The organism is Pseudomonas resinovorans NBRC 106553 (genome assembly GCF_000412695.1).
In the GTDB taxonomy this organism is placed as follows: domain Bacteria; phylum Pseudomonadota; class Gammaproteobacteria; order Pseudomonadales; family Pseudomonadaceae; genus Metapseudomonas; species Metapseudomonas resinovorans_A.
In genome coordinates this window covers 4,998,227-5,017,605 of the sequence record NC_021499.1, presented here as the reverse complement: position 1 = coordinate 5,017,605, position 19,379 = coordinate 4,998,227, and the positions used below count along the sequence as shown (strand labels likewise).

The window sequence follows — 19,379 nt, the reverse complement described above, 5'->3', positions numbered from 1 at the left end:
TCTTAAAACAAGAACGGCGGCCAAGGGCCGCCGTTTAAGGCTTTCGCGCACCAATCAGGCGGTGGCGACTTCCTCGTCCTGCTCCTCCTGCCCTTTGGGCAGGGAGGAGAGCAGCGCCATGATCAGCGCCGCCAGGTACGGCAGGGACTGCACCAGCAGCATGGCCACCCAGAACTTCACGTCCGGACTGGGCATGCCCTGGACCACGGCGATACCGATGGCCGCGCCCCACAGCAGGAGCATGATGAAGACCTCTTCGCGGGCCTCGGCCAGGGCCATCAGCAGGCCATGGTTACTGCGCATCTTCGGCGTGCGGAAGAACGGAATGCTCTTGGTGAAGAAGCCGTAGAGCACCGCCTTGGCGATGGTGTGCGAGAGCGCGAGGCCCGCCACCGCAGCACAGAAGGCGTCCTTCAGGTTGACCCCCACCGCGCGCTGGTAGAGGAACACGATCTTGCCCACCTTGAAGAAGAACAGCGCCAGCGGCGGAATGGCGAAGATCAGCAGCGGCGGGTCGACCCGTTGCGGCACGATGATCATCGCCGCCGACCAGAGCAGGGCGCCGGCGGTGAAGAAGATGTTCAGGCCGTCGGCCACCCAGGGCAGCCAGCCGGCGATGAAGTGGTAACGCTGGCCCTGCTTGAGCTTGGAGTCCTTGCCCAGGAACAGGCTGCGGGCGTGGCCCTTCATGATCTGGATGGCGCCGTAGGCCCAGCGGAAGCGCTGCTTCTTGTAGTCGATGAAGGTGTCCGGCATCAGCCCGCGGCCGAAGCTCTGGTGCGCGTAGGCCGCGGCGTAGCCGCTCTTGAACACGCGCAGGCCGAGTTCGGCGTCTTCGCAGATGGTCCAGTCGGCCCACTTCAGCTCGTCCATCACGTTGCGCCGGATCATGGTCATGGTGCCGTGCTGGATGATGGCGTTGCGGTCGTTGCGGGTGATCATGCCGATGTGGAAGAAGCCCTTGTACTCGGCGTAGCAGAGCCGCTTGAAGGTGTTCTCGTTGCCGTCGCGGTAGTCCTGCGGCGACTGCACCACGGCGATGTCCGGGTCGGCGAAGTGCGGAACCATGTATTTGAGCCAGTTGCGGTCGACGCAGTAGTCGGAGTCGATCACCGCGATCACTTCGGCGTCCGGCGCGGTGTACGGCAGTATGTAGTTGAGCGCGCCGCCTTTGAAGCCTTCCAGCGGGGCGACGTGGAAGAACTTGAAGCGCGGGCCCAGCTGTTCGCAGTAGTCGCGCACCGGTTCCCAGACGGCCGGGTCCTTGGTGTTGTTGTCGATGATCAGGACTTCGTAGTCCGGATAGTCGAGGTTGGCCAGGGCGTCGAGGGTCTGTTTGACCATCTCCGGCGGCTCGTTGTAGCAGGGCACGTGTACCGACACCTTGGGCCGGTAGGCGGTGTCGGCCAGCACCGGCAGGAACGGACGGCGGCGCTTGCGCACCCAGACCGCCTCGGCCAGTTCGTGGGCCTCGGTCAGCAGCACGATGAACACGCCGAGGGCACCTATGCCCAATAGCATGCCCACGGTCAGGCTGAACCAGGTGCTGTACTGCTGGCTGTAGTCGTAGGCGATCCACACCAGGACGGAGCCGCCAGCGAAGGCGACGAAGGTCAGGAAGGTGCGGCCGCGCTGGCGCAGGGCGCTGCCGTCGATCAGCATCAGGGCCAGGGCCAGCAGGGCCATGACCACCGAGGCCACGGCCAGGATGCGCCATTGCGGGATGGCGATCACCGGGCCCTCGAAGGCGAACTTGGGCTGGCGGTCGAGGTTGTAGACGCCCCAGTAGGCGCCCACCGAACCTTCGTCACTGGCCTTCCACGGCTGGTCGAAGGCCTCGATCACGAAGTAGTTGTAGCCTTTGGCGTTGAGGGCGTTGACCAGGGTACGCAGGTAGATGGCCTGGTCGGCCTGGGAGGCGTCGGCACCGCCGCGCATGCGGCCATTGCTCGGCCAGCCCACCTCGGACAGCAGCAGGGGCTTCTTCGGGAAGGCCTTCTTCAGGTCCTTGGCGCGCTCCAGGACGAAGTCGGTGGAGTCTTCCATGGGCACGAATTCCCAGTACGGCAGCACGTGGGCGGCCACCAGGTCGACGTGCTTGGCCAGCTCCGGGTACTTCAGCCAGATGTGCCACTGCTCGGAGGTGGTCACCGGGACCTTCACCGCGGAGCGGACGCGGTCGAGGTAGACCATCAGGTCCTTGCGGCTGATCTCGCGACGGAACAGGGCTTCGTTGCCCACCACCACGCGGACCACACTGCGTGAGGCGTTGGCGATTTCGATGGCCTTGGCGATCTCGCGCTCGTTGCGCTCCTCGTCGGGGCTGATCCACACGCCGAGGGTCACCCGCAGGCCGAATTCCTCGGCCAGGCGGGGGATGTCGGCCAGGGTGCCGTCTACCGAATAGGTACGGATGTTGTCGGTCTGCTTGCTCAGCAGCTCGAGGTCCTGGCGGATCTGTTCGTCGGTGGGGTAGCGATTCTGCTGGGGATTCTGGTCCGCGCGGAACGGCGAGAAGGAATAACCGGAGATCTGTTCCGGCCAGTCCGGCGCGGTGACCGGGCGGTTGTACAGCGCCCAGATACCGGTGAACAACGCGGCAACTGCCACGAAGACCACCAGATTGAGTCCAAATTTACGCGATGGCATAGAGGTCAAGGGTTCCGAAGCATGGAACTAAGGTAGGGCCAGCGGTTTGCTGGACGGCGCGAATGCTACTCCGGCGCCCAACAGCTGTACAGATTGCGACCAGCCGGGACAGCCGGATGGCCGCCCGCGCCAGTAGTTTTGTTTGCCAGGAGGGGCAGAAGTTCGGCGATTGCGGCGAAAAGTCGCGATGACTTGACCTGGATCAGCCTCAGAGGGCCCTTAGGAGAATGCGCTCGCTCGCCTCCAGGTCGAGGTCGCGCCGTTCGCCCAGGGCGGTCATGCCGTGGCGCGCCAGTTGGGCCAGTACCTGGGGGATGACGTCGGCGTCCAGGCCGTGTTCCCGCAGGCGGGTGGGCACGCCCATGCGCTTGAAGAAGTCGCGGGTGGCCTGGATGGCGGCGTCGATGCGATGTTCTTCGTCGCCTTCCTTCAGGCCCCAGACGCGGGTGGCGTACTGCAGCAGCTTGTCGCGCTTGGCCACGCGCCGCTCGGCGAGCAGGGCGGGCAGCACGACCGCCAGGGTCTGCGCGTGGTCGATGTGATAGATGGCGGTGAGTTCGTGGCCGATCATGTGGGTGGACCAGTCCTGGGGCACGCCACAGCCGAGCAGGCCGTTCAGCGCCTGGGTGGCGCACCACATCAGGTTGGCGCGCACGGCATAGTCCTCGGGGTTGGCCAGCGCCTTGGGGCCTTCCTCGATCAGGGTCAGCAGCAGGCCCTCGGCATAGCGGTCCTGCAGGGGCGCGTCGGCCGGGTAGGTCAGGTATTGCTCGATGGTGTGGACGAAGGCGTCCACCACGCCGTTGCCGATCTGCCTGGGCGGCAGGCTGAAGGTGGTGCGCGGGTCGAGGATGGCGAAGCGTGGATAGAGCAGGGCGCTGGAGAACGAGAGCTTCTCCTGGCGGGCCACATGGGTGACCACGCCGTGGGGGTTGCTCTCGGAACCGGTGGCGGCCAGGGTCAGGACGCAACCCAGCGGCAGGGCGGCGGTGATGCGTTTGCCGCTGAGCAGCTCCATCGGGTCGCCGTCGTGGCGGGCGGCGGCGGCGATGAACTTGCTGCCGTCGATCACCGACCCGCCGCCGACCGCGACGATGAAGTCGCATTGCTCGGCGCGGGCCAGGTCCGTGGCCTTGACCAGGGTGTCGAACTGCGGGTTGGCCTCGATGCCGCCGAAGCGCGTCACCTGGTGGCCGACCAGGGCTTCCTCCACCTGTTGCCAGACCCCGTTCTGGAAGATACTGCCGCCACCATGGGTCACCAGCACCCGGCTGCCGGCCGGCACATCTCGCGCCAGCTTGGCGATCTGGCCTTCGCCGAAATGGATGCGGGTGGGGTTGTAGAAGGTGAAGTTGCGCATGGGCGGTTCCCTTGTCGTTATCGGCCGACTATAGCGCTGGCGGACCCTGGCCGAATCTATGGGGCACCATTCAGCGGCAATGGACTTGGGCCGAGGGATAGCGCTTCCTATAATGCGCGCCCGCCCGAAGGTTGGCGATGGGAGTGAATATGAGTACAGACGAGCGTTTCGGCGGCATTGCCCGGCTTTATGGCCTGGAAGGGCTCGCCCGGTTGCAGGCGGCCCATGTGGCGGTGGTCGGCATCGGCGGCGTGGGTTCCTGGACGGCCGAGGCCCTGGCGCGCTCCGGGGTCGGGGAAATCTCCCTGTTCGACCTGGACGACGTCTGCGTCACCAACACCAACCGCCAGGTGCATGCCATCGAAGGTGCCGTGGGCAAGGCCAAGGTGGCGGTGATGGGCGAGCGCCTGCGTGCCATCAACCCGGCCTGCGTGGTGCATGAGGTGGCCGACTTCGTCACCCGCGAGACCATGGCCGAGTACATCACCCCCGAACTGGATGCGGTGATCGACTGCATCGACAGCGTCGCGGCCAAGGCGGCACTGATCGCCTGGTGCAAGCGGCGCAAGATCCAGATCGTCACCACCGGCGGTGCCGGCGGCCAGGTGGACCCGGCGCAGATCCAGGTCGCCGACCTCAACAAGACCTTCAATGACCCGTTGGCGGCCAAGGTGCGCTCCACCCTGCGTCGCGACTACAACTTCTCCCGCACCCCGGGGCGTACCTACAGCGTGCCCTGCGTGTTCTCCACCGAGCAGCTTCGCTATCCCAAGCCGGACGGTTCGGTGTGCCAGCAGAAGAGCTTCGTCGGCGAAGGGGTGAAGCTGGACTGCGCCGGCGGTTTCGGCGCGGTGATGATGGTCACCGCCACCTTCGGCATGGTGGCGGCGGCACGCATTGTGGATAAGTTGGTGGCCGGGGCGCGGCGGCCGTCGGAGCGGCAGGCCGGCTAGGGACAGCTGCGCCGTCCTTTCGCGAATGAATTCGCTCCTGCGGAACCGTAGGTTGTGGCAGAGCGGAGCGAAGCCCAACATCCCGTCGTTGGGCCTCGCTCCTCGGCGCCAACCTACGTCGCCAGCTCGGCCATCTTCTTCAGCACGGCGTTCAGGCCGTTGCTGCGCGACGGCGACAACTGGCGGGCCAGGCCCAACTGGTTGAACCAGTCGGCCAGGTCCAGGGTGGCCAGCTCCGCCGCCGGCAGGCCATCGACCCGCGCCAGCAGCACCGCCAGCAGGCCACGGATCAGCCGGGCATCGCTGGCGGCGCGGAAGTGCCAGTGGCCATCGCGCATCTCGCCCACCAGCCAGACCTGGCTTTCGCAGCCGTGGACGCGGTTGGCGTCGCTGCGCTCGGCATCTGTCAGGGCTTCCAGTCGTTCGCCCCACTGCATCAGCAGGCGCGCGCGTTGTTCCCAGCCGCCCGCGGCGGTGAAGGTTTCGAGGGCCTCGCGGGCCTTTTCCGGCAGGCTCATCGCAGCAGCTCCAGGGCCTTGTCCAGGGCGCCGAAGAAGCGTTCCAGGTCGGTTCCGTCGTTGTACAGGCCCAGGGAAACGCGAATGGCGCCGGAGAGACCGAGGGTCTGCATCAGCGGCATGGCGCAGTGATGGCCGGCGCGCACGGCGATGCCCTGCTCGGTGAGCAGGTGGGCGAGGTCGGCGTTGTGCACGCTTTCGACCTGGAAGCTGGCCAGGGCCAGTTCCGGCTCGCCCAGCAGGCGCACGCCGTCGCGCGCGGCGAGGCCGGCCAGCAGTTTCAGGTGCAGGGCGGCCTCATGGCCGGCCACGGCCGCCTGGTCCAGGTTGCCCAGGTAGTCCAGCGCGGCCCCCAGGCCGATCACCGAGGCGATGGCCGGGGTGCCGGCCTCGAAGCCCAGCGGGGCACCGTGGAAGTCGGCCGCCTGGTAGCTGGCGGTATGGACCATCTCGCCACCGAACTGCCAGTGGCGCAGCCGGGCCAGCGCTTCGCCGCGACCGTAGAGCACGCCGACGCCGTCCGGGCCGTAGAGCTTGTGGCTGGAGAAGGTGTAGAAGTCGCAGCCCATGGCCCGTACGTCATGGCGGCCGTGGACGGCGCCCTGGGCCCCGTCCACCACCGTGAGGGCGCCCTGGGCGCGGGCCAGGGCCAGCAACTCGGTCAGCGGCTGCCAGCGGCCGAGCACGTTGGACAGCTGGCTCACCGCCAGCAGCCGGGTGCGTGGGCCGATCAGCTCGCGGGCCCGGACCAGGTCGATCAGGCCACGGTCGTCCAGGGGCAGCACCACCAGCTTGAGCTGTCGGCGCAGGGCCAGTTGCTGCCAGGGCAGCAGGTTGGCGTGGTGCTCCAGGGCGCTGATGACCAGCTCGTCGCCGGGCTGGAACAGCTGCTCCAGGCCGTAGGCCAGCAGGTTGATGGCCTCGGTGGTGCCGCGGGTGAAGAGGATCTCCGCCGGACTGGCGGCGTTCAGCCAGTGCGCCGCCTGGGTGCGGGTCCCTTCGAAGGCGCGGGTGGCGCGCTCGCCGGGCAGGTGCTGGGCACGGTGCACGTTGGCCGCGCCACTGGCGTAGTAGCCGAGCAGGGCGTCCAGCACCGCCTGGGGCTTCTGCGCGGTGGCGGCGCTGTCCAGGTAGGTCTGGCCCTCGGCCGTCAGGGCCGAAAGCGCGGGGAAATCGGAACGCCAGGGGGATTTCAGGGACATGGCTGAAGCACGGATAGAGTGGAAATGAGGCCGGCCGAAACAAGAACAGGCCCGGATGCCCGGTCTACTGAGTGTAAACGAGCGTCCGGGCCTGGTCGGAGCAGGTCCCGGGGCGAGGGCCTCGGGACAACGGCTTAGTTATGCGCGTGAAGGGCTTCGTTCAGCTCGATCGCGGTCTTGTTGGTCTTGCACTCGACGGCGCCGTTCTGCGAGTTGCGGCGGAACAGCAGGTCGGCCTGGCCGGCCAGGTCGCGGGCCTTGACCACCTTCACCAGCTGGTTCTGGTCGTCCAGCAGGGCCACCTTGGTGCCGGCGGTGATGTACAGGCCGGCTTCGACGATGTTGCGGTCGCCCAGCGGGATGCCGATGCCGGCGTTGGCGCCGATCAGGCAGCCTTCGCCCACGGAGATGACGATGTTGCCGCCGCCGGACAGGGTGCCCATGGTGGAGCAGCCGCCGCCCAGGTCCGAGCCCTTGCGCACGAAGACGCCAGCGGAGACGCGGCCTTCGATCATGCCCGGGCCTTCGGTGCCGCCGTTGAAGTTGATGAAGCCTTCGTGCATCACGGTGGTGCCTTCACCCACGTAGGCGCCCAGGCGCACGCGGGCGGTGTCGGCGATACGTACGCCGGCCGGGACCACGTAGTCGGTCATTTTCGGGAACTTGTCCACGGAGATGACTTCCAGCAGCTCGCCCTTCAGGCGGGCTTCCAGCTGGCGCTCGGCCAGTTCGCCGAGGTCGATGGCGCCCTGGCTGGTCCAGGCCACGTTCGGCAGCAGCGGGAAGATGCCGGTCAGGTTCAGGCCATGGGGACGGGCCAGGCGGTGGGACAGCAGGTGCAGCTTGAGGTAGGCCTCCGGGGTGGAGGTCAGCGCGGCGTCTTCGGCGAGCAGGGTGGCGACCAGCGGCTTGTGGCTTTCGGCCAGGCGGGTCAGCAGCGCGGCCTGGGCGGCGTCGATGTCCTTCAGGGCGGTGGCCAGCTGGGCGGCCTGGGCATTGCTGATGGCGATGGCCTGGTTGCCGGCGCTGTAGCCGAGCACCGGGGCGACGGCGGCCACCAGCTGCTCGGAGGGCTTGAGCAGGGGCTGGGCGTAGAAGACTTCGAGCCAGTTGCCCTGGCGGTTCTGGGTGCCGACGCCGAAGGCGATGCTGAAGAGAGCGTTGGACATGGGGGTTCCTCTTGCTGAAGGGGTTGGTCAGGCACCGCGCTGGCGCGGTGCCTGGTCGTTGATCGGGGTTACTTGAAGGCCGCGGCGTAGAGGTCCGGCTTGAATCCGACCAGGGTGCGCTCACCCAGGTCCAGCACCGGTCGCTTGATCATGGAAGGCTGGGCCAGCATCAGGGCGACGGCCTTGTCCTGGTCCAGGTCGGCCTTCTGCGCGTCATCCAGCTTGCGGAAGGTGGTGCCGGCGCGGTTCAGGACGACTTCCCAGCCGTGCTCGGCGCACCACTTTTCCAGGTTGGCGCGATCGATGGCCGAGGCCTTGTAGTCATGGAAGCTGTAGGCGATGCCCTGCTCTTCGAGCCAGGTGCGGGCCTTCTTCATGGTGTCGCAGGCCTTGATGCCGTAGAGGGTGATGCTCATGGTGCGTTTCCTTTGAATCTCACAGGCCTTTGACGAAGGCGCGGATGCGTTCGGCGGCCTCGACGCACTCGGCCAGTGGGGCCACCAGGGCCATGCGCACACGGCCGGCGCCGGGGTTGAAGCCGTCGACTGCGCGGGACAGGTACGAGCCGGGGACCACGGTGACGTGTTCGCGGGCGAACAGCTCGCGGGTGAAGGTCTCGTCGTCCACCGGGGTTTTCGGCCAGAGGTAGAAGCCGCCGTCGGGGCGCTGCACGTCCAGCACCGGGCCGAGGATATCCAGCATGGCGTCGAACTTCTCGCGGTACAGGGCGCGGTTGGCGCGCACGTGGACTTCGTCGTTCCAGGCCGCGACGCTGGCCAGTTGGGTCTGCACCGGCATGGCGCAGCCGTGGTAGGTGCGGTAGAGCAGGAACGACTTGAGGATAGCGGCGTCGCCGGCGACGAAGCCGGAGCGCAGGCCCGGCAGGTTGGAGCGCTTGGACAGGCTGTGGAACACCACGCAGCGTTTGAAGTCGGAGCGGCCCAGCTCGGCGCAGGCGGTAAGCAGGCCGGCCGGCGGGTTCTGCTCGTCGAAGTAGAGCTCGCTGTAGCACTCGTCGGCGGCGATCACGAAATCGTGTTCATCGGCCAGGGCGATCAGCTTCTTCAGGGTGTCCAGCGGGATCAGCGCCCCGGTGGGGTTGCCGGGGGAGCAGAGGAAGAGGATCTGGCAGCGCTGCCAGACTTCGGCCGTAACGGCGTCGAAGTCCGGATTGAAGCCGTTCTCCGCCAGGCACGGCAGGTAATGGGGCTCGGCGCCGGCCAGCAGGGCCGCGCCTTCGTAGATCTGATAGAAGGGGTTCGGGCTGACCACCAGGCCGTTGTCGGCGCGGTTGACCACGGTTTGGGTGAAGGCGAACAGCGCCTCACGGGTGCCGTTCACCGGCAGTACGTGGCGGGCGGCATCGAGCCAGCCGGCCGGCACCTGGAAGCGCCGTTCGCACCAGGCGGCGATGGCCTCGCGCAGCGCCGGAATGCCCAGGGTGGTGGGGTAGACCGCCAGCTGTTCGAGGTTGGCCGCCAGGGCCTCGGCGACGAAGGCCGGGGAGCGGTGCTTGGGCTCGCCGATGGAGAGGGCGATGGCCTTCTTCTCCGCCGGCGGCTGGGCCCCGGCCAGCAGGGCACGGAGCTTCTCGAAGGGGTAGGGCTGCAGGTGGTTCAGTGCTTCGTTCATGGTTGTAGGGCGTCAACAGGGAGGTCGTGGGTGGAACGGTGCAATGCGGCCTGCGGCCTTATTGCACCCTACGGATTCAAATGCTCAGTCGTGTCGGGTCCAGGCTCTGGCCGTTGGCCTGGGACAGCTGGGAGACGATGGCCTCCTGCAGGCGCTGGCACAGTTCGGGGTCTGAAAGTGGCTGGTTGCGGGCGTCGGTGACGAAGAAGACGTCTTCCACCCGTTCGCCCAGGGTGGCGATCTTGGCGTTCTGCAGCGACAGGTCGAACTCCAGGAAGATGCGTCCGATGCGCGCCAGCAGGCCCGGGCGGTCGGGGGCGATCAGTTCGAGGATGGTCACCGGGCGCTGGGCGTCGTTGGAGATGGTCACCTGGGGCGGGAAGGCGAAGTGCTTGAGCTGGCGCGGCACGCGGCGCTGGATGATGGCCGGGTACTCGTCCGGGTTCTTCAGGGCGTCGATCAGGCCTTCGCGGATCTCGCGGATGCGCGCCGGGTTCTCGCCGATCCGCCCGCCGTCCGCGTCGAGCACGATGTAGGTGTCGAGGGTGAACTGGCTGGTGGAGGTGATGATCCGCGCGTCGTGGATGTTCAGGTTCAGCTGGCTCATGGCGGCCACGGTCACGGCGAAGAAGTCGTGCTGGTCCGGGGCGTAGATGAAGATCTGGGTGGCGCCCTCGAACTCGCGCTGGGCGGTTTCCTTGATCAGTACCAGGGGGTCGTTGCCGGCCGGGTGCTGGAGGATGGCCTCGGTGTGCCAGGCCACGTCGTTGGCGGTGTGGCGCAGGAAGTAGTCATCGCCCAGCTGCGACCAGAGCTGCTCGGCATCGTCCTGGTCGGTGCCGTTGCGCACCAGGATGTCGATGGCCGCCGACTGGGTCTGGCGGATCTGCTCTTCGCGGTCCAGCGGGTTTTCCAGGCCACGGCGCAGGGCGCGCTTGGTCTCGGTGTAGAGCTGGCGCAGCAGGCTGGCGCGCCAGGAGTTCCACAGGCTCGGGTTGGTGGCGTTGATGTCGGCCACGGTGAGCACGTAGAGGTAGTCCAGGCGGGTCTGGTCGCCCATGACGCGGGCGAAGTCGTAGATCACCTGCGGGTCGGAGAGGTCCTTGCGCTGGGCGGTGGTGGACATCACCAGGTGGTGCTGCACCAGCCAGGCCACCAGGCGCGAGTCCCACACCGGCAACTGGTGGCGGGCGCAGAAGGCCTCGGCGTCCACCGCGCCCAGCTCGGAGTGGTCGCCGCCCCGGCCCTTGCCGATGTCGTGGTAGAGCCCGGCGAGGTAGATCAGCTCCGGCTTGGGCAGCTTGTCCATGAGCTTGCTGGCCAGGGGGAATTTCTCCGCCAGTTCCGGCCACTTCAGCTTGCGCAGGTGCTTGATCAGGTTGAGGGTGTGGGCGTCCACCGTATAGATGTGGAACAGGTCGTGCTGCATCTGCCCGATGATCTGGCCGAACTCCGGGAGATAGCGGCCGAGGATGCCGTAGCGGTTCATCCGCCGCAGGTTGCGGTGGATGCCCTGGGTCGACTTGAACAGCTCGATGAACAGGCTGGTATTGCGGATGTCCTTGCGGAAGTCGTCGTCGATCAGGTCGCGACTGGCGCGCAGCAGGCGGATGGTGTCCGCCCGCACGCCCTTGATGTCCGGGTGCTGGGCCATCAGCACGAAGATTTCCAGCAGGGCGAAGGGGGTGCGCTTGAAGACGTTGGGGTGGGTCACTTCGATGTAGCCGTCGCGCAGCTGGAAGCGGCTGTTCAGCGGCTGCGCCTGGCCGGTTTCGCCGGCGCGCAGGATGACTTCCTCGAAGTGCTGGTTGATCAGGTCGCTCAGCTCGGAGACCCCCATCACCACCCGGTAGTACTTCTGCATGAAGCGCTCGATGGCGAGCTTGCCGTCGCCTTCCTCGAAACCGAGCAGGGCGGCGATCTTGCGCTGGTGGTCGAACAGCAGGCGATCTTCGGCGCGGCCGGCCAGCATGTGCAGGGCGTAGCGCACCTTCCAGAGGAACTCCTGGCTGGAGGCCAGCGTGCTGCACTCGCTTTCCACCAGGAACCCCTGCTGTACCAGGCCGTGCAGGTTGAGGCTGCCGAACTGGCGGCGGGCGACCCAGAGGATGGTCTGGATGTCGCGCAGGCCGCCTGGCGAGCCCTTCACGTTGGGTTCCAGGTTGTACTCGGTGTCGTTGTACTTGGCGTGGCGGCTGCGCTGCTCCTGGCGCTTGGCGAGGAAGAAGTGCTTGCTCGGCCACATCTGCTCGGGGCTGGTGACTTCCAGCATGCGCTGGCGCAGGTGCTCGGGGCCGGCGATGGTGCGGCTTTCCATCAGGTTGGTGATCACCGTCAGGTCGGCGCGCGCCTCCTCGCCGCACTCGGCTACCGAGCGCACGCTCTGGCCCACTTCCAGGCCGATGTCCCAGAGCAGGGTGAGGAAGCCCTCGATGGGTTCGCGGAAGACTTCGTGGTCGGCGCTGTCCAGCAGGATCAGCAGGTCGATGTCGGAGTAGGGGTGGAGCTCGCCACGGCCATAGCCGCCGACCGCCAGCAGGGCGATGTCGGCGTCTTCGCTCCAGCCGAAGCGTTCCCAGGCCGCCCGCAGTATCTGGTCGACGAACCAGGCGCGGTCCTCCACCAGGCGACGGATGTCGCGGCCGCTGGCGAAACGGTTGTCGAGTACTTCGCGGGCCTGGCGTATGGCTTTCTTGAAGGCAGCGATGGGGCTGGACTTCAAGGCCAGTTCCGCCTGGAACTGCCCGCGGTCGAACAACTCGGGATCCACCTGCGGCATGGGGCGGCTTTCCTTATATGGGTTGTGGTCAGGCCGAGGTGCGCGGCAGGGTGTCATCGCTGCGCAGGGTGAGGATCTCGTAGCCGTCGGCGGTCACCAGGACGGTGTGCTCCCACTGGGCGGAGAGCTTGCGGTCCTTGGTGATGGCGGTCCAGCCGTCGCCCAGCAGTCGGGTTTCCGGGCGGCCCTGGTTGATCATCGGCTCGATGGTGAAGGTCATGCCTTCCTTGAGCTCCATGCCGGTACCGGCACGGCCGTAGTGCAGCACCTGGGGTTCTTCGTGGAACACCGCACCGATGCCATGGCCACAGTACTCGCGGACCACCGAGTAGCCCAGCTTCTCGGCGTGCTTCTGGATCACTTCGCCGATGTCGCCCAGGCGCGCGCCCGGCTTGACCAGCTCGATGCCCTTGTACATGCACTCCTGGGTCACGCGGCAGAGCTTGTCGGCCCACTCGGGCGTCTTGCCCACCAGGAACATCTTGCTGGTATCGCCGTGGTAGCCGTCCTTGATGACGGTGACGTCGATATTGAGGATGTCGCCTTCCTTCAGCGGCTTCTCGTTGGGGATGCCGTGGCACACCACATGGTTGATCGAGGTGCAGATCGACTTGGGGAAGCCCTTGTAGTTGAGGGGCGCCGGAATCGCCTGCTGCACATTGACGATGTAGTCGTGGCAGATGCGGTCCAGTTCGTCGGTGGTCACGCCGGGTTTGACATGCTCGCCGATCATCTCCAGCACTTCGGCGGCCAGGCGGCCGGCCACGCGCATTTTCTCGATTTCTGCGGGCGTCTTGATGGTGACGGTCATAGTGGCTCTCGGGCGCAAACGGAAAAGGCTTGATATTAACAGCTTCGGCCTGCATGCCATAAGCGGCAAGCGCGGGTCGCCGGTTTCCGAGCTTCAAGCCTGTAGCTTCGAGTGGCTTTCTATGCTATAAAACGCGCCGCTTTACGGGCGTGCTGTCCGTTGAGCTCAAACCCGCACACGTATCGACACGATATCCTGGGTGCCCGCAAGGGTTGGATATTGGGATGCGTGGAGGCCTAACCCGACTTATCGAGGAATAGAAATGTCCCAAGTCAACATGCGCGATATGCTGAAGGCCGGTGTGCACTTCGGCCACCAGACCCGTTACTGGAACCCGAAAATGGGCAAGTACATTTTCGGCGCGCGTAACAAGATCCACATCATCAACCTTGAAAAAACCCTGCCGATGTTCAACGAAGCTCTGTCCTTCGTTGAGAAGCTGTCCGCAGGCAAGAACAAGGTTCTGTTCGTCGGCACCAAGCGTTCCGCTGGCAAGATCGTTCGCGAAGAAGCTGCTCGTTGCGGCTCCCCGTACGTCGATCACCGCTGGCTGGGCGGCATGCTGACCAACTACAAGACCATCCGTCAGTCCATCAAGCGTCTGCGCGAGCTGGAAACCCAGGCTCAGGACGGCACCTTCGCCAAGCTGACCAAGAAAGAAGCCCTGATGCGCAGCCGCGACCTCGAGAAACTCGAGCGCAGCCTGGGCGGCATCAAGGAAATGGGCGGCCTGCCGGACGCTCTGTTCGTCGTTGACGTGGACCACGAGCGCATCGCCATCAGCGAAGCCAACAAGCTGGGCATCCCGGTAATCGGCATCGTCGATACCAACAGCAGCCCTGAAGGCGTTGATTACGTCATCCCGGGTAACGACGACGCCATCCGCGCCGTTCAGCTGTACCTGGCCAGCGTTGCTGATGCTGTAATCCGCGGCCGTCAGAATGCCGTTGGCGGCCCTGACGAGTTCGTCGAAGAAGCTGCTTCCGAGGCCGCAGAAGGCTGATTCATAGCCATCTAGCGTTACCCGGTGCGCAAGAAGGGGGCTAGGCCCCCTTTTTGCCACCTTCGAATTGTGAATGCCCGGATCATCGGGCTGAATGGTTGAAAACCTATTCAAGAGGATTGCGACATGGCAGAGATTACTGCAGCCCTGGTTAAAGAACTGCGCGAGCGTACCGGCCTCGGCATGATGGATTGCAAGAAGGCCCTGACCGCCGCCGAAGGCGATATCGAGAAGGCCATCGACGACATGCGCGCCGCCGGCGCCATCAAGGCTGCCAAGAAGGCCGGCAACATCGCCGCCGAAGGTGCCATCGCTGTCAAGGTTGCCGACGACAACAAGGTTGCCGTCATCATCGAAGTCAACTCCCAGACCGACTTCCTGGCTCTGCAGGACGACTTCAAGTCCTTCGTTGCCACTTCCCTGGAACAGGCTTTCAACGAGAAGCTGACCGACGCCGCTCCGCTGGTTGAATCCCGCGAAGAAGCCCGTCTGGCCCTGGTTTCCAAAACCGGCGAGAACGTCAACATCCGTCGTCTGGTCCGCGTTGAAGGCGACGTGGTTGGTGCCTACCTGCACGGCCACCGCATCGGCGTAGTCGTGAACCTGAAAGGCGGCACTCCGGAACTGGCCAAGGACATCGCCATGCACGTGGCTGCCAGCAACCCGCAGTTCCTGAACGCTTCCCAGGTTTCCGAAGAAGCCATCGCCAAGGAAAAGGAAATCTTCCTGGCTCTGAACGCCGACAAGATCGCCGGCAAGCCGGAAAACATCGTCGAGAACATGGTCAAGGGCCGTATCGCCAAGTTCCTGGCCGAAGCCAGCCTGGTCGAGCAAGCCTTCGTCAAGGATCCGGAAGTCAAGGTCGGTGACCTGGCCAAGAAAGCCGGCGCCGAGATCGTTTCCTTCGTTCGCTACGAAGTAGGCGAAGGCATCGAGAAAGTCGAAGTAGACTTCGCTGCCGAAGTAGCTGCCCAGGTCGCCGCTACCAAGCAATAAGACGGCTTCGGCTGTCGCCCCGCAAGAGGCTGCCCGCTAACGCGTGCGGCCTCTTCGTCAAAATGGGGAGCCGATTCGGGCAGGTTCCCGGTGGCGGGCCCGGTTTCCGGGAATCAACCGTCGCTTGCGCAGTCTCAGGACTCGCCAGTACATAGGGTCGCAAGATCCGCGAATTCACATAGCGCCGCAGGAGAGATACGCAATGGCTCAGCAGGTGAGTGGTCGCCAACCTCGCTATAAACGCATTCTGCTCAAACTCAGCGGTGAGGCCCTGATGGGCTCCGAGGAATTCGGCATCGATCCGAAAGTCCTCGATCGCATGGCGTTGGAAATCGGCCAACTGGTCGGTATCGGCGTCCAGGTAGGCCTGGTCATCGGCGGTGGCAACTTGTTCCGTGGCGCGGCCCTGAGCGCCGCCGGCATGGATCGAGTGACCGGCGACCACATGGGCATGCTGGCTACTGTGATGAACGCCCTGGCCATGCGCGACGCGCTGGAGCGTTCGAACATCCCGGCCATCGTCATGTCGGCCATCTCCATGGTCGGCGTGACCGACCACTACGACCGCCGCAAGGCGATGCGCCACCTGGTTTCCGGTGAGGTGGTGATCTTCTCCGCCGGTACCGGCAACCCCTTCTTCACCACCGACTCGGCCGCCTGCCTGCGCGCCATCGAAGTGGATGCGGACGTGGTGCTCAAAGCCACCAAGGTCGATGGCGTGTACACTGCCGACCCGTTCAAGGACCCCAATGCCGAGAAGTTCGAGCGTCTGACCTACGACGAAGTGCTCGATCGCAAGCTGGGCGTCATGGACCTCACGGCCATTTGTCTGTGCCGTGACCAGAAGATGCCGCTGCGGGTCTTCAATATGAATAAACCGGGTGCCCTGCTGAACATTGTGGTCGGCGGCGCTGAAGGAACCCTGATCGAGGAGAGCGAACAGTGATCAACGAGATCAAGCAAGAAGCGCAGGAGCGCATGAAGAAAACCCTGGAGTCGCTGGATCATGCCTTTGCAAAGATCCGCACCGGGCGTGCGCATCCGAGCATCCTGGACAGCGTGATGGTGTCCTACTACGGCTCCGACACTCCGCTGCGCCAAGTGGCCAACGTGATTGCCGAGGATTCCCGTACCCTGGCCCTGACCGTGTTCGACAAGAGCATGATCCAGGCTGTGGAAAAGGCCATCATGACCTCCGATCTGGGCCTGAACCCGGCCACCGCCGGCACCACCATTCGCGTGCCGATGCCCGCCCTGACCGAGGAAACCCGCAAGGGCTTCACCAAGCAGGCGCGTGCCGAGGCCGAGAACGCCCGGGTTGCCGTGCGCAACATCCGTCGTGATGCGTTGGCCCAGTTGAAGGATCTGGTCAAGGAAAAGGAAATCAGCGAAGACGACGAGCGTCGCGCCGCTGACGACGTCCAGAAGCTCACTGACAAGCATGTCGGCGATGTCGACAAGGCTCTGGAAAGCAAAGAAAAAGACCTGATGGCCGTCTGACGTCCGGAAACGCCATGGACAGAACCCAGCAAGGCGCGAATCCCGCGGTGCCGCGACATGTGGCGATCATCATGGACGGCAACAACCGTTGGGCCAAGAAGCGCCTGCTGCCTGGCGTCGCCGGTCACAAGGCCGGCGTGGACGCGGTTCGGGCGGTGATCGAGGTGTGCGCCGAGGCCGGTGTCGAGGTGCTCACCCTGTTCGCCTTCTCCAGTGAGAACTGGCAGCGCCCGGCCGACGAAGTCAGTGCCCTGATGGAGCTGTTCCTGGGGGCGCTGCGCCGCGAGGCGCGACGTCTGAATCAGAACGATATCCGTCTGCGCATCATTGGCGATCGCTCGCGCTTCCATCCGGAGTTGCAGGCCGCCATGCGCGAAGCCGAGCAGTTGACCGCCGGCCACCAGCGCTTCGTCCTCCAGGTCGCCGCCAACTACGGCGGCCAGTGGGACATCACCCAGGCCGCACAGCGCCTGGCGCGAGAAGTCCAGGCCGGGCACCTGCAAGTCGACGACATTTCCCCTGAGTTGCTGCAGAGCTGCCTGGTCACCGGCGATCTGCCGTTGCCCGACCTGTGCATCCGCACCGGTGGCGAGCATCGCATCAGCAACTTCCTGCTTTGGCAGCTCGCCTATGCCGAGCTGTATTTCTCCGATCTCTTCTGGCCTGACTTCAAGCATGAAGCCATGCGCAAGGCGCTGGCCGACTACGCCAAGCGCCAGCGTCGCTTCGGCAAGACAAGCGAGCAGTTGGAAGCCGAGGCCCGAGCCAAATGCTGAAACAACGCGTCATTACCGCCCTGGTGTTGCTGCCCATCGCCCTCGCCGGGTTCTTCTGGTTGGACGGCGGCGCCTTCGCCCTGTTCATCGGCTTCGTGGTGACCCTTGGCGGTTGGGAGTGGGCGCGCCTGGCGGGCTTCTCCGCGCAACCCCTGCGCATCGCCTATGGCCTGCTCGTGGCGGCGCTGCTCTACGGGCTCTACCTGCTGCCCGCACTGGCGCCGCTGGTACTGGTGCTGGCGGTGCTCTGGTGGGGCGCCGCGACCGTTCTGGTGCTCGGTTATCCCGACACCAGCCGTTACTGGGGTGGCACGCCGGGCAAGCTGGTGATCGGCCTGCTGATCCTGCTGCCGGCCTGGCAGGGCCTGATGCTGCTCAAGCAGTGGCCGATGGCCAACTGGTTGATCGTTGCCGTGATGGTGCTGGTCTGGGCAGCCGACATCGGCGCCTACTTCTCCGGCAAGACCTTCGGCAAGCGCAAGCTGGCGCCCCAGGTGAGCCCCGGCAAGAGCTGGGAAGGCCTGATCGGCGGCCTGCTGGCCAGCCTGGCTATCACCGTGGGTGTCGGTTTCTACCGTGGCTGGGTCGGCTCCGAGATGGTCCTGGCGCTGGCGGGTGCCGCCCTGGTGGTGCTGATCTCGGTGGTGGGCGACCTCACCGAAAGCATGTTCAAGCGCCAGTCCGGCATCAAGGACAGCAGCAACCTGCTGCCGGGCCATGGTGGCGTGCTGGACCGCATCGATAGCCTGACCGCCGCCATCCCGCTGTTCGCCGTGTTGCTCTGGGCCGCCGGCTGGGGTGCGCTGTGACCCAGCCGCAACGCATAACCGTACTCGGGGCCACCGGTTCCATCGGCCTCAGTACGCTGGATGTCATTGCCCGTCATCCCGATCGTTACCAGGTATTCGCCCTCAGCGGCTTCAGTCGTCTGAGCGAGCTCGAAGCCCTGTGCCTGCGCCATCTCCCCGAATTCGCCGTGGTGCCGGATGCCGGCGCCGCCCGCCAGCTGCAAGCGGGCCTGCAGGCCGCCGGCCTGAAGACGCGGGTGCTGGTGGGGGAGGCGGGGCTCTGTGAGGTTGCCGGCCATCCGCAGGTAGACGCCGTGATGGCGGCCATCGTCGGCGCCGCCGGCCTCAAGCCGACCCTGGCTGCGGTCGAGGCGGGCAAGCGCGTGCTGCTGGCCAACAAGGAAGCGCTGGTGATGTCCGGCGCGCTGTTCATGCAGGCGGTGCGCAAGAGCGGTGCCGTGCTGTTGCCGATCGACAGCGAACACAACGCTATCTTCCAGTGCCTGCCACGGGACTACGCCCGTGGCCTGGCGCCTGTAGGCGTACGCCGTATCCTGCTGACCGCGTCCGGTGGCCCTTTCCTGGAGATGCCTGCGGAGCGTTTGGCGGACGTTACCCCCGAGCAGGCCTGCGCCCACCCGAACTGGTCCATGGGGCGCAAGATCTCCGTGGATTCGGCGAGCATGATGAACAAGGGGCTGGAGCTGATCGAGGCCTGCTGGCTGTTCGATGCGCGCCCGTCCCAGGTCGAGGTGGTGATTCACCCGCAGAGCGTGATCCATTCCCTGGTGGACTATGTGGATGGCTCGGTCCTGGCGCAGCTCGGCAACCCGGACATGCGCACCCCCATCGCCCACGCGCTGGCCTGGCCGGAGCGGATCGATTCCGGGGTGGCGCCGCTGGATCTGTTCAGCGTCGCGCGCCTGGATTTCCAGGCCCCCGACGAGCAGCGCTTCCCCTGTCTGCGCCTGGCGCGCCAGGCGGCGGAGGAGGGCGGTAGCGCCCCGGCCATGCTCAATGCCGCCAATGAGGTGGCTGTGGCCGCGTTCCTGGAGCGGCGCATCCGCTTCACCGAGATCGCGAGTATCATCGACGAAGTGCTGAACCGCGAAGCCGCGATTGCAGTCGAAACGCTGGATTCCGTGTTGCAGGCGGACGCCCGGGCTCGGGCGGCCGCGCAACAGTGGTTGGTCCGACAAGGGCGGTAAGAGGCAGCATGCCGCACACAGCCCGTTCCGGAGGA

Annotated in this window: 17 protein-coding genes; 8 read left to right on the top strand and 9 right to left on the bottom strand. The window is 65.7% G+C overall.

Translation table 11 applies throughout. The features are described 5' to 3' along the window. Window positions 1-54 precede the first annotated feature (54 nt). Together PCA10_RS22580 and PCA10_RS22575 are read right to left on the bottom strand one after the other, a co-directional pair. Complete coding sequence (locus PCA10_RS22580; RefSeq protein ID WP_016494405.1) at window positions 55-2,649, bottom strand: glycosyltransferase; 2,595 nt, start codon at window positions 2,647-2,649, stop codon at window positions 55-57. 208 nt (window positions 2,650-2,857) lie between these two features. Further along, a complete protein-coding gene (locus tag PCA10_RS22575; RefSeq protein WP_016494404.1) occupies window positions 2,858-4,009 on the bottom strand; it encodes an iron-containing alcohol dehydrogenase in 1,152 nt (383 codons plus the stop codon). Between the two features lie 149 nt (window positions 4,010-4,158). On the opposite strand from PCA10_RS22575, the gene tcdA reads away from it, so the two are divergent. Next, a complete protein-coding gene (tcdA, locus tag PCA10_RS22570) occupies window positions 4,159-4,962 on the top strand; it encodes a tRNA cyclic N6-threonylcarbamoyladenosine(37) synthase TcdA (RefSeq protein ID WP_016494403.1) in 804 nt (267 codons plus the stop codon). 113 nt (window positions 4,963-5,075) lie between these two features. Here tcdA and PCA10_RS22565 read toward each other — a convergent pair whose 3' ends face one another. From PCA10_RS22565 to map, 7 genes are all read right to left on the bottom strand, one after another. Next, window positions 5,076-5,480: a SufE family protein gene (locus PCA10_RS22565; protein WP_016494402.1), complete on the bottom strand. Its 405-nt coding sequence runs from the start codon at window positions 5,478-5,480 to the stop codon at window positions 5,076-5,078. Next, window positions 5,477-6,682: an aminotransferase class V-fold PLP-dependent enzyme gene (locus PCA10_RS22560; RefSeq protein WP_016494401.1), complete on the bottom strand. Its 1,206-nt coding sequence runs from the start codon at window positions 6,680-6,682 to the stop codon at window positions 5,477-5,479. Before PCA10_RS22560 ends, PCA10_RS22565 begins: the two co-directional genes overlap by 4 nt. A 134-nt stretch (window positions 6,683-6,816) precedes the next feature. Continuing rightward, a complete protein-coding gene (gene dapD, locus PCA10_RS22555; protein WP_016494400.1) occupies window positions 6,817-7,851 on the bottom strand; it encodes a 2,3,4,5-tetrahydropyridine-2,6-dicarboxylate N-succinyltransferase in 1,035 nt (344 codons plus the stop codon). A 68-nt stretch (window positions 7,852-7,919) separates the two neighbouring features. Continuing rightward, window positions 7,920-8,267: an ArsC family reductase gene (locus tag PCA10_RS22550; protein WP_016494399.1), complete on the bottom strand. Its 348-nt coding sequence runs from the start codon at window positions 8,265-8,267 to the stop codon at window positions 7,920-7,922. A 19-nt stretch (window positions 8,268-8,286) separates the two neighbouring features. Next, the gene (dapC, locus tag PCA10_RS22545; RefSeq protein ID WP_016494398.1) at window positions 8,287-9,483 is read right to left on the bottom strand and encodes a succinyldiaminopimelate transaminase; all 1,197 of its coding nucleotides are present in this window, start codon (window positions 9,481-9,483) and stop codon (window positions 8,287-8,289) included. Between the two features lie 76 nt (window positions 9,484-9,559). Continuing rightward, the gene (locus PCA10_RS22540; protein ID WP_016494397.1) at window positions 9,560-12,262 is read right to left on the bottom strand and encodes a [protein-PII] uridylyltransferase; all 2,703 of its coding nucleotides are present in this window, start codon (window positions 12,260-12,262) and stop codon (window positions 9,560-9,562) included. Between the two features lie 28 nt (window positions 12,263-12,290). After that, the gene (gene map, locus PCA10_RS22535; protein ID WP_016494396.1) at window positions 12,291-13,073 is read right to left on the bottom strand and encodes a type I methionyl aminopeptidase; all 783 of its coding nucleotides are present in this window, start codon (window positions 13,071-13,073) and stop codon (window positions 12,291-12,293) included. 262 nt (window positions 13,074-13,335) lie between these two features. Between map and rpsB the strand changes: the two genes are divergently transcribed. The 7 genes from rpsB (at window position 13,336) to ispC (ending at window position 19,344) form a co-directional block, all read left to right on the top strand. Then, complete coding sequence (gene rpsB, locus PCA10_RS22530; protein ID WP_016494395.1) at window positions 13,336-14,076, top strand: 30S ribosomal protein S2; 741 nt, start codon at window positions 13,336-13,338, stop codon at window positions 14,074-14,076. Between the two features lie 126 nt (window positions 14,077-14,202). Then, window positions 14,203-15,072 (top strand): translation elongation factor Ts, encoded by an 870-nt coding sequence (gene tsf / locus PCA10_RS22525; RefSeq protein ID WP_016494394.1) that lies wholly within the window; start codon window positions 14,203-14,205, stop codon window positions 15,070-15,072. Between the two features lie 202 nt (window positions 15,073-15,274). Continuing rightward, window positions 15,275-16,018: a UMP kinase gene (pyrH, locus tag PCA10_RS22520; protein ID WP_016494393.1), complete on the top strand. Its 744-nt coding sequence runs from the start codon at window positions 15,275-15,277 to the stop codon at window positions 16,016-16,018. Further along, window positions 16,015-16,572 carry a ribosome recycling factor gene (gene frr / locus PCA10_RS22515; protein WP_016494392.1) on the top strand — a complete coding sequence of 186 codons (558 nt, stop codon included), beginning with the start codon at window positions 16,015-16,017 and terminating at the stop codon, window positions 16,570-16,572. Before pyrH ends, frr begins: the two co-directional genes overlap by 4 nt. 14 nt (window positions 16,573-16,586) lie before the next feature. After that, entirely contained in the window at window positions 16,587-17,348 is a 762-nt protein-coding gene (uppS, locus tag PCA10_RS22510) for a polyprenyl diphosphate synthase (protein WP_016494391.1), read from the top strand. Next, window positions 17,342-18,157, top strand: a complete 816-nt coding sequence (locus PCA10_RS22505; RefSeq protein WP_016494390.1) for a phosphatidate cytidylyltransferase — start codon at window positions 17,342-17,344, stop codon at window positions 18,155-18,157. The genes uppS and PCA10_RS22505 overlap by 7 nt, the downstream gene beginning before the upstream one ends. After that, window positions 18,154-19,344, top strand: coding sequence for a 1-deoxy-D-xylulose-5-phosphate reductoisomerase (ispC, locus tag PCA10_RS22500; RefSeq protein WP_016494389.1), 1,191 nt, complete (start codon window positions 18,154-18,156; stop codon window positions 19,342-19,344). Before PCA10_RS22505 ends, ispC begins: the two co-directional genes overlap by 4 nt. Window positions 19,345-19,379 lie beyond the last annotated feature (35 nt).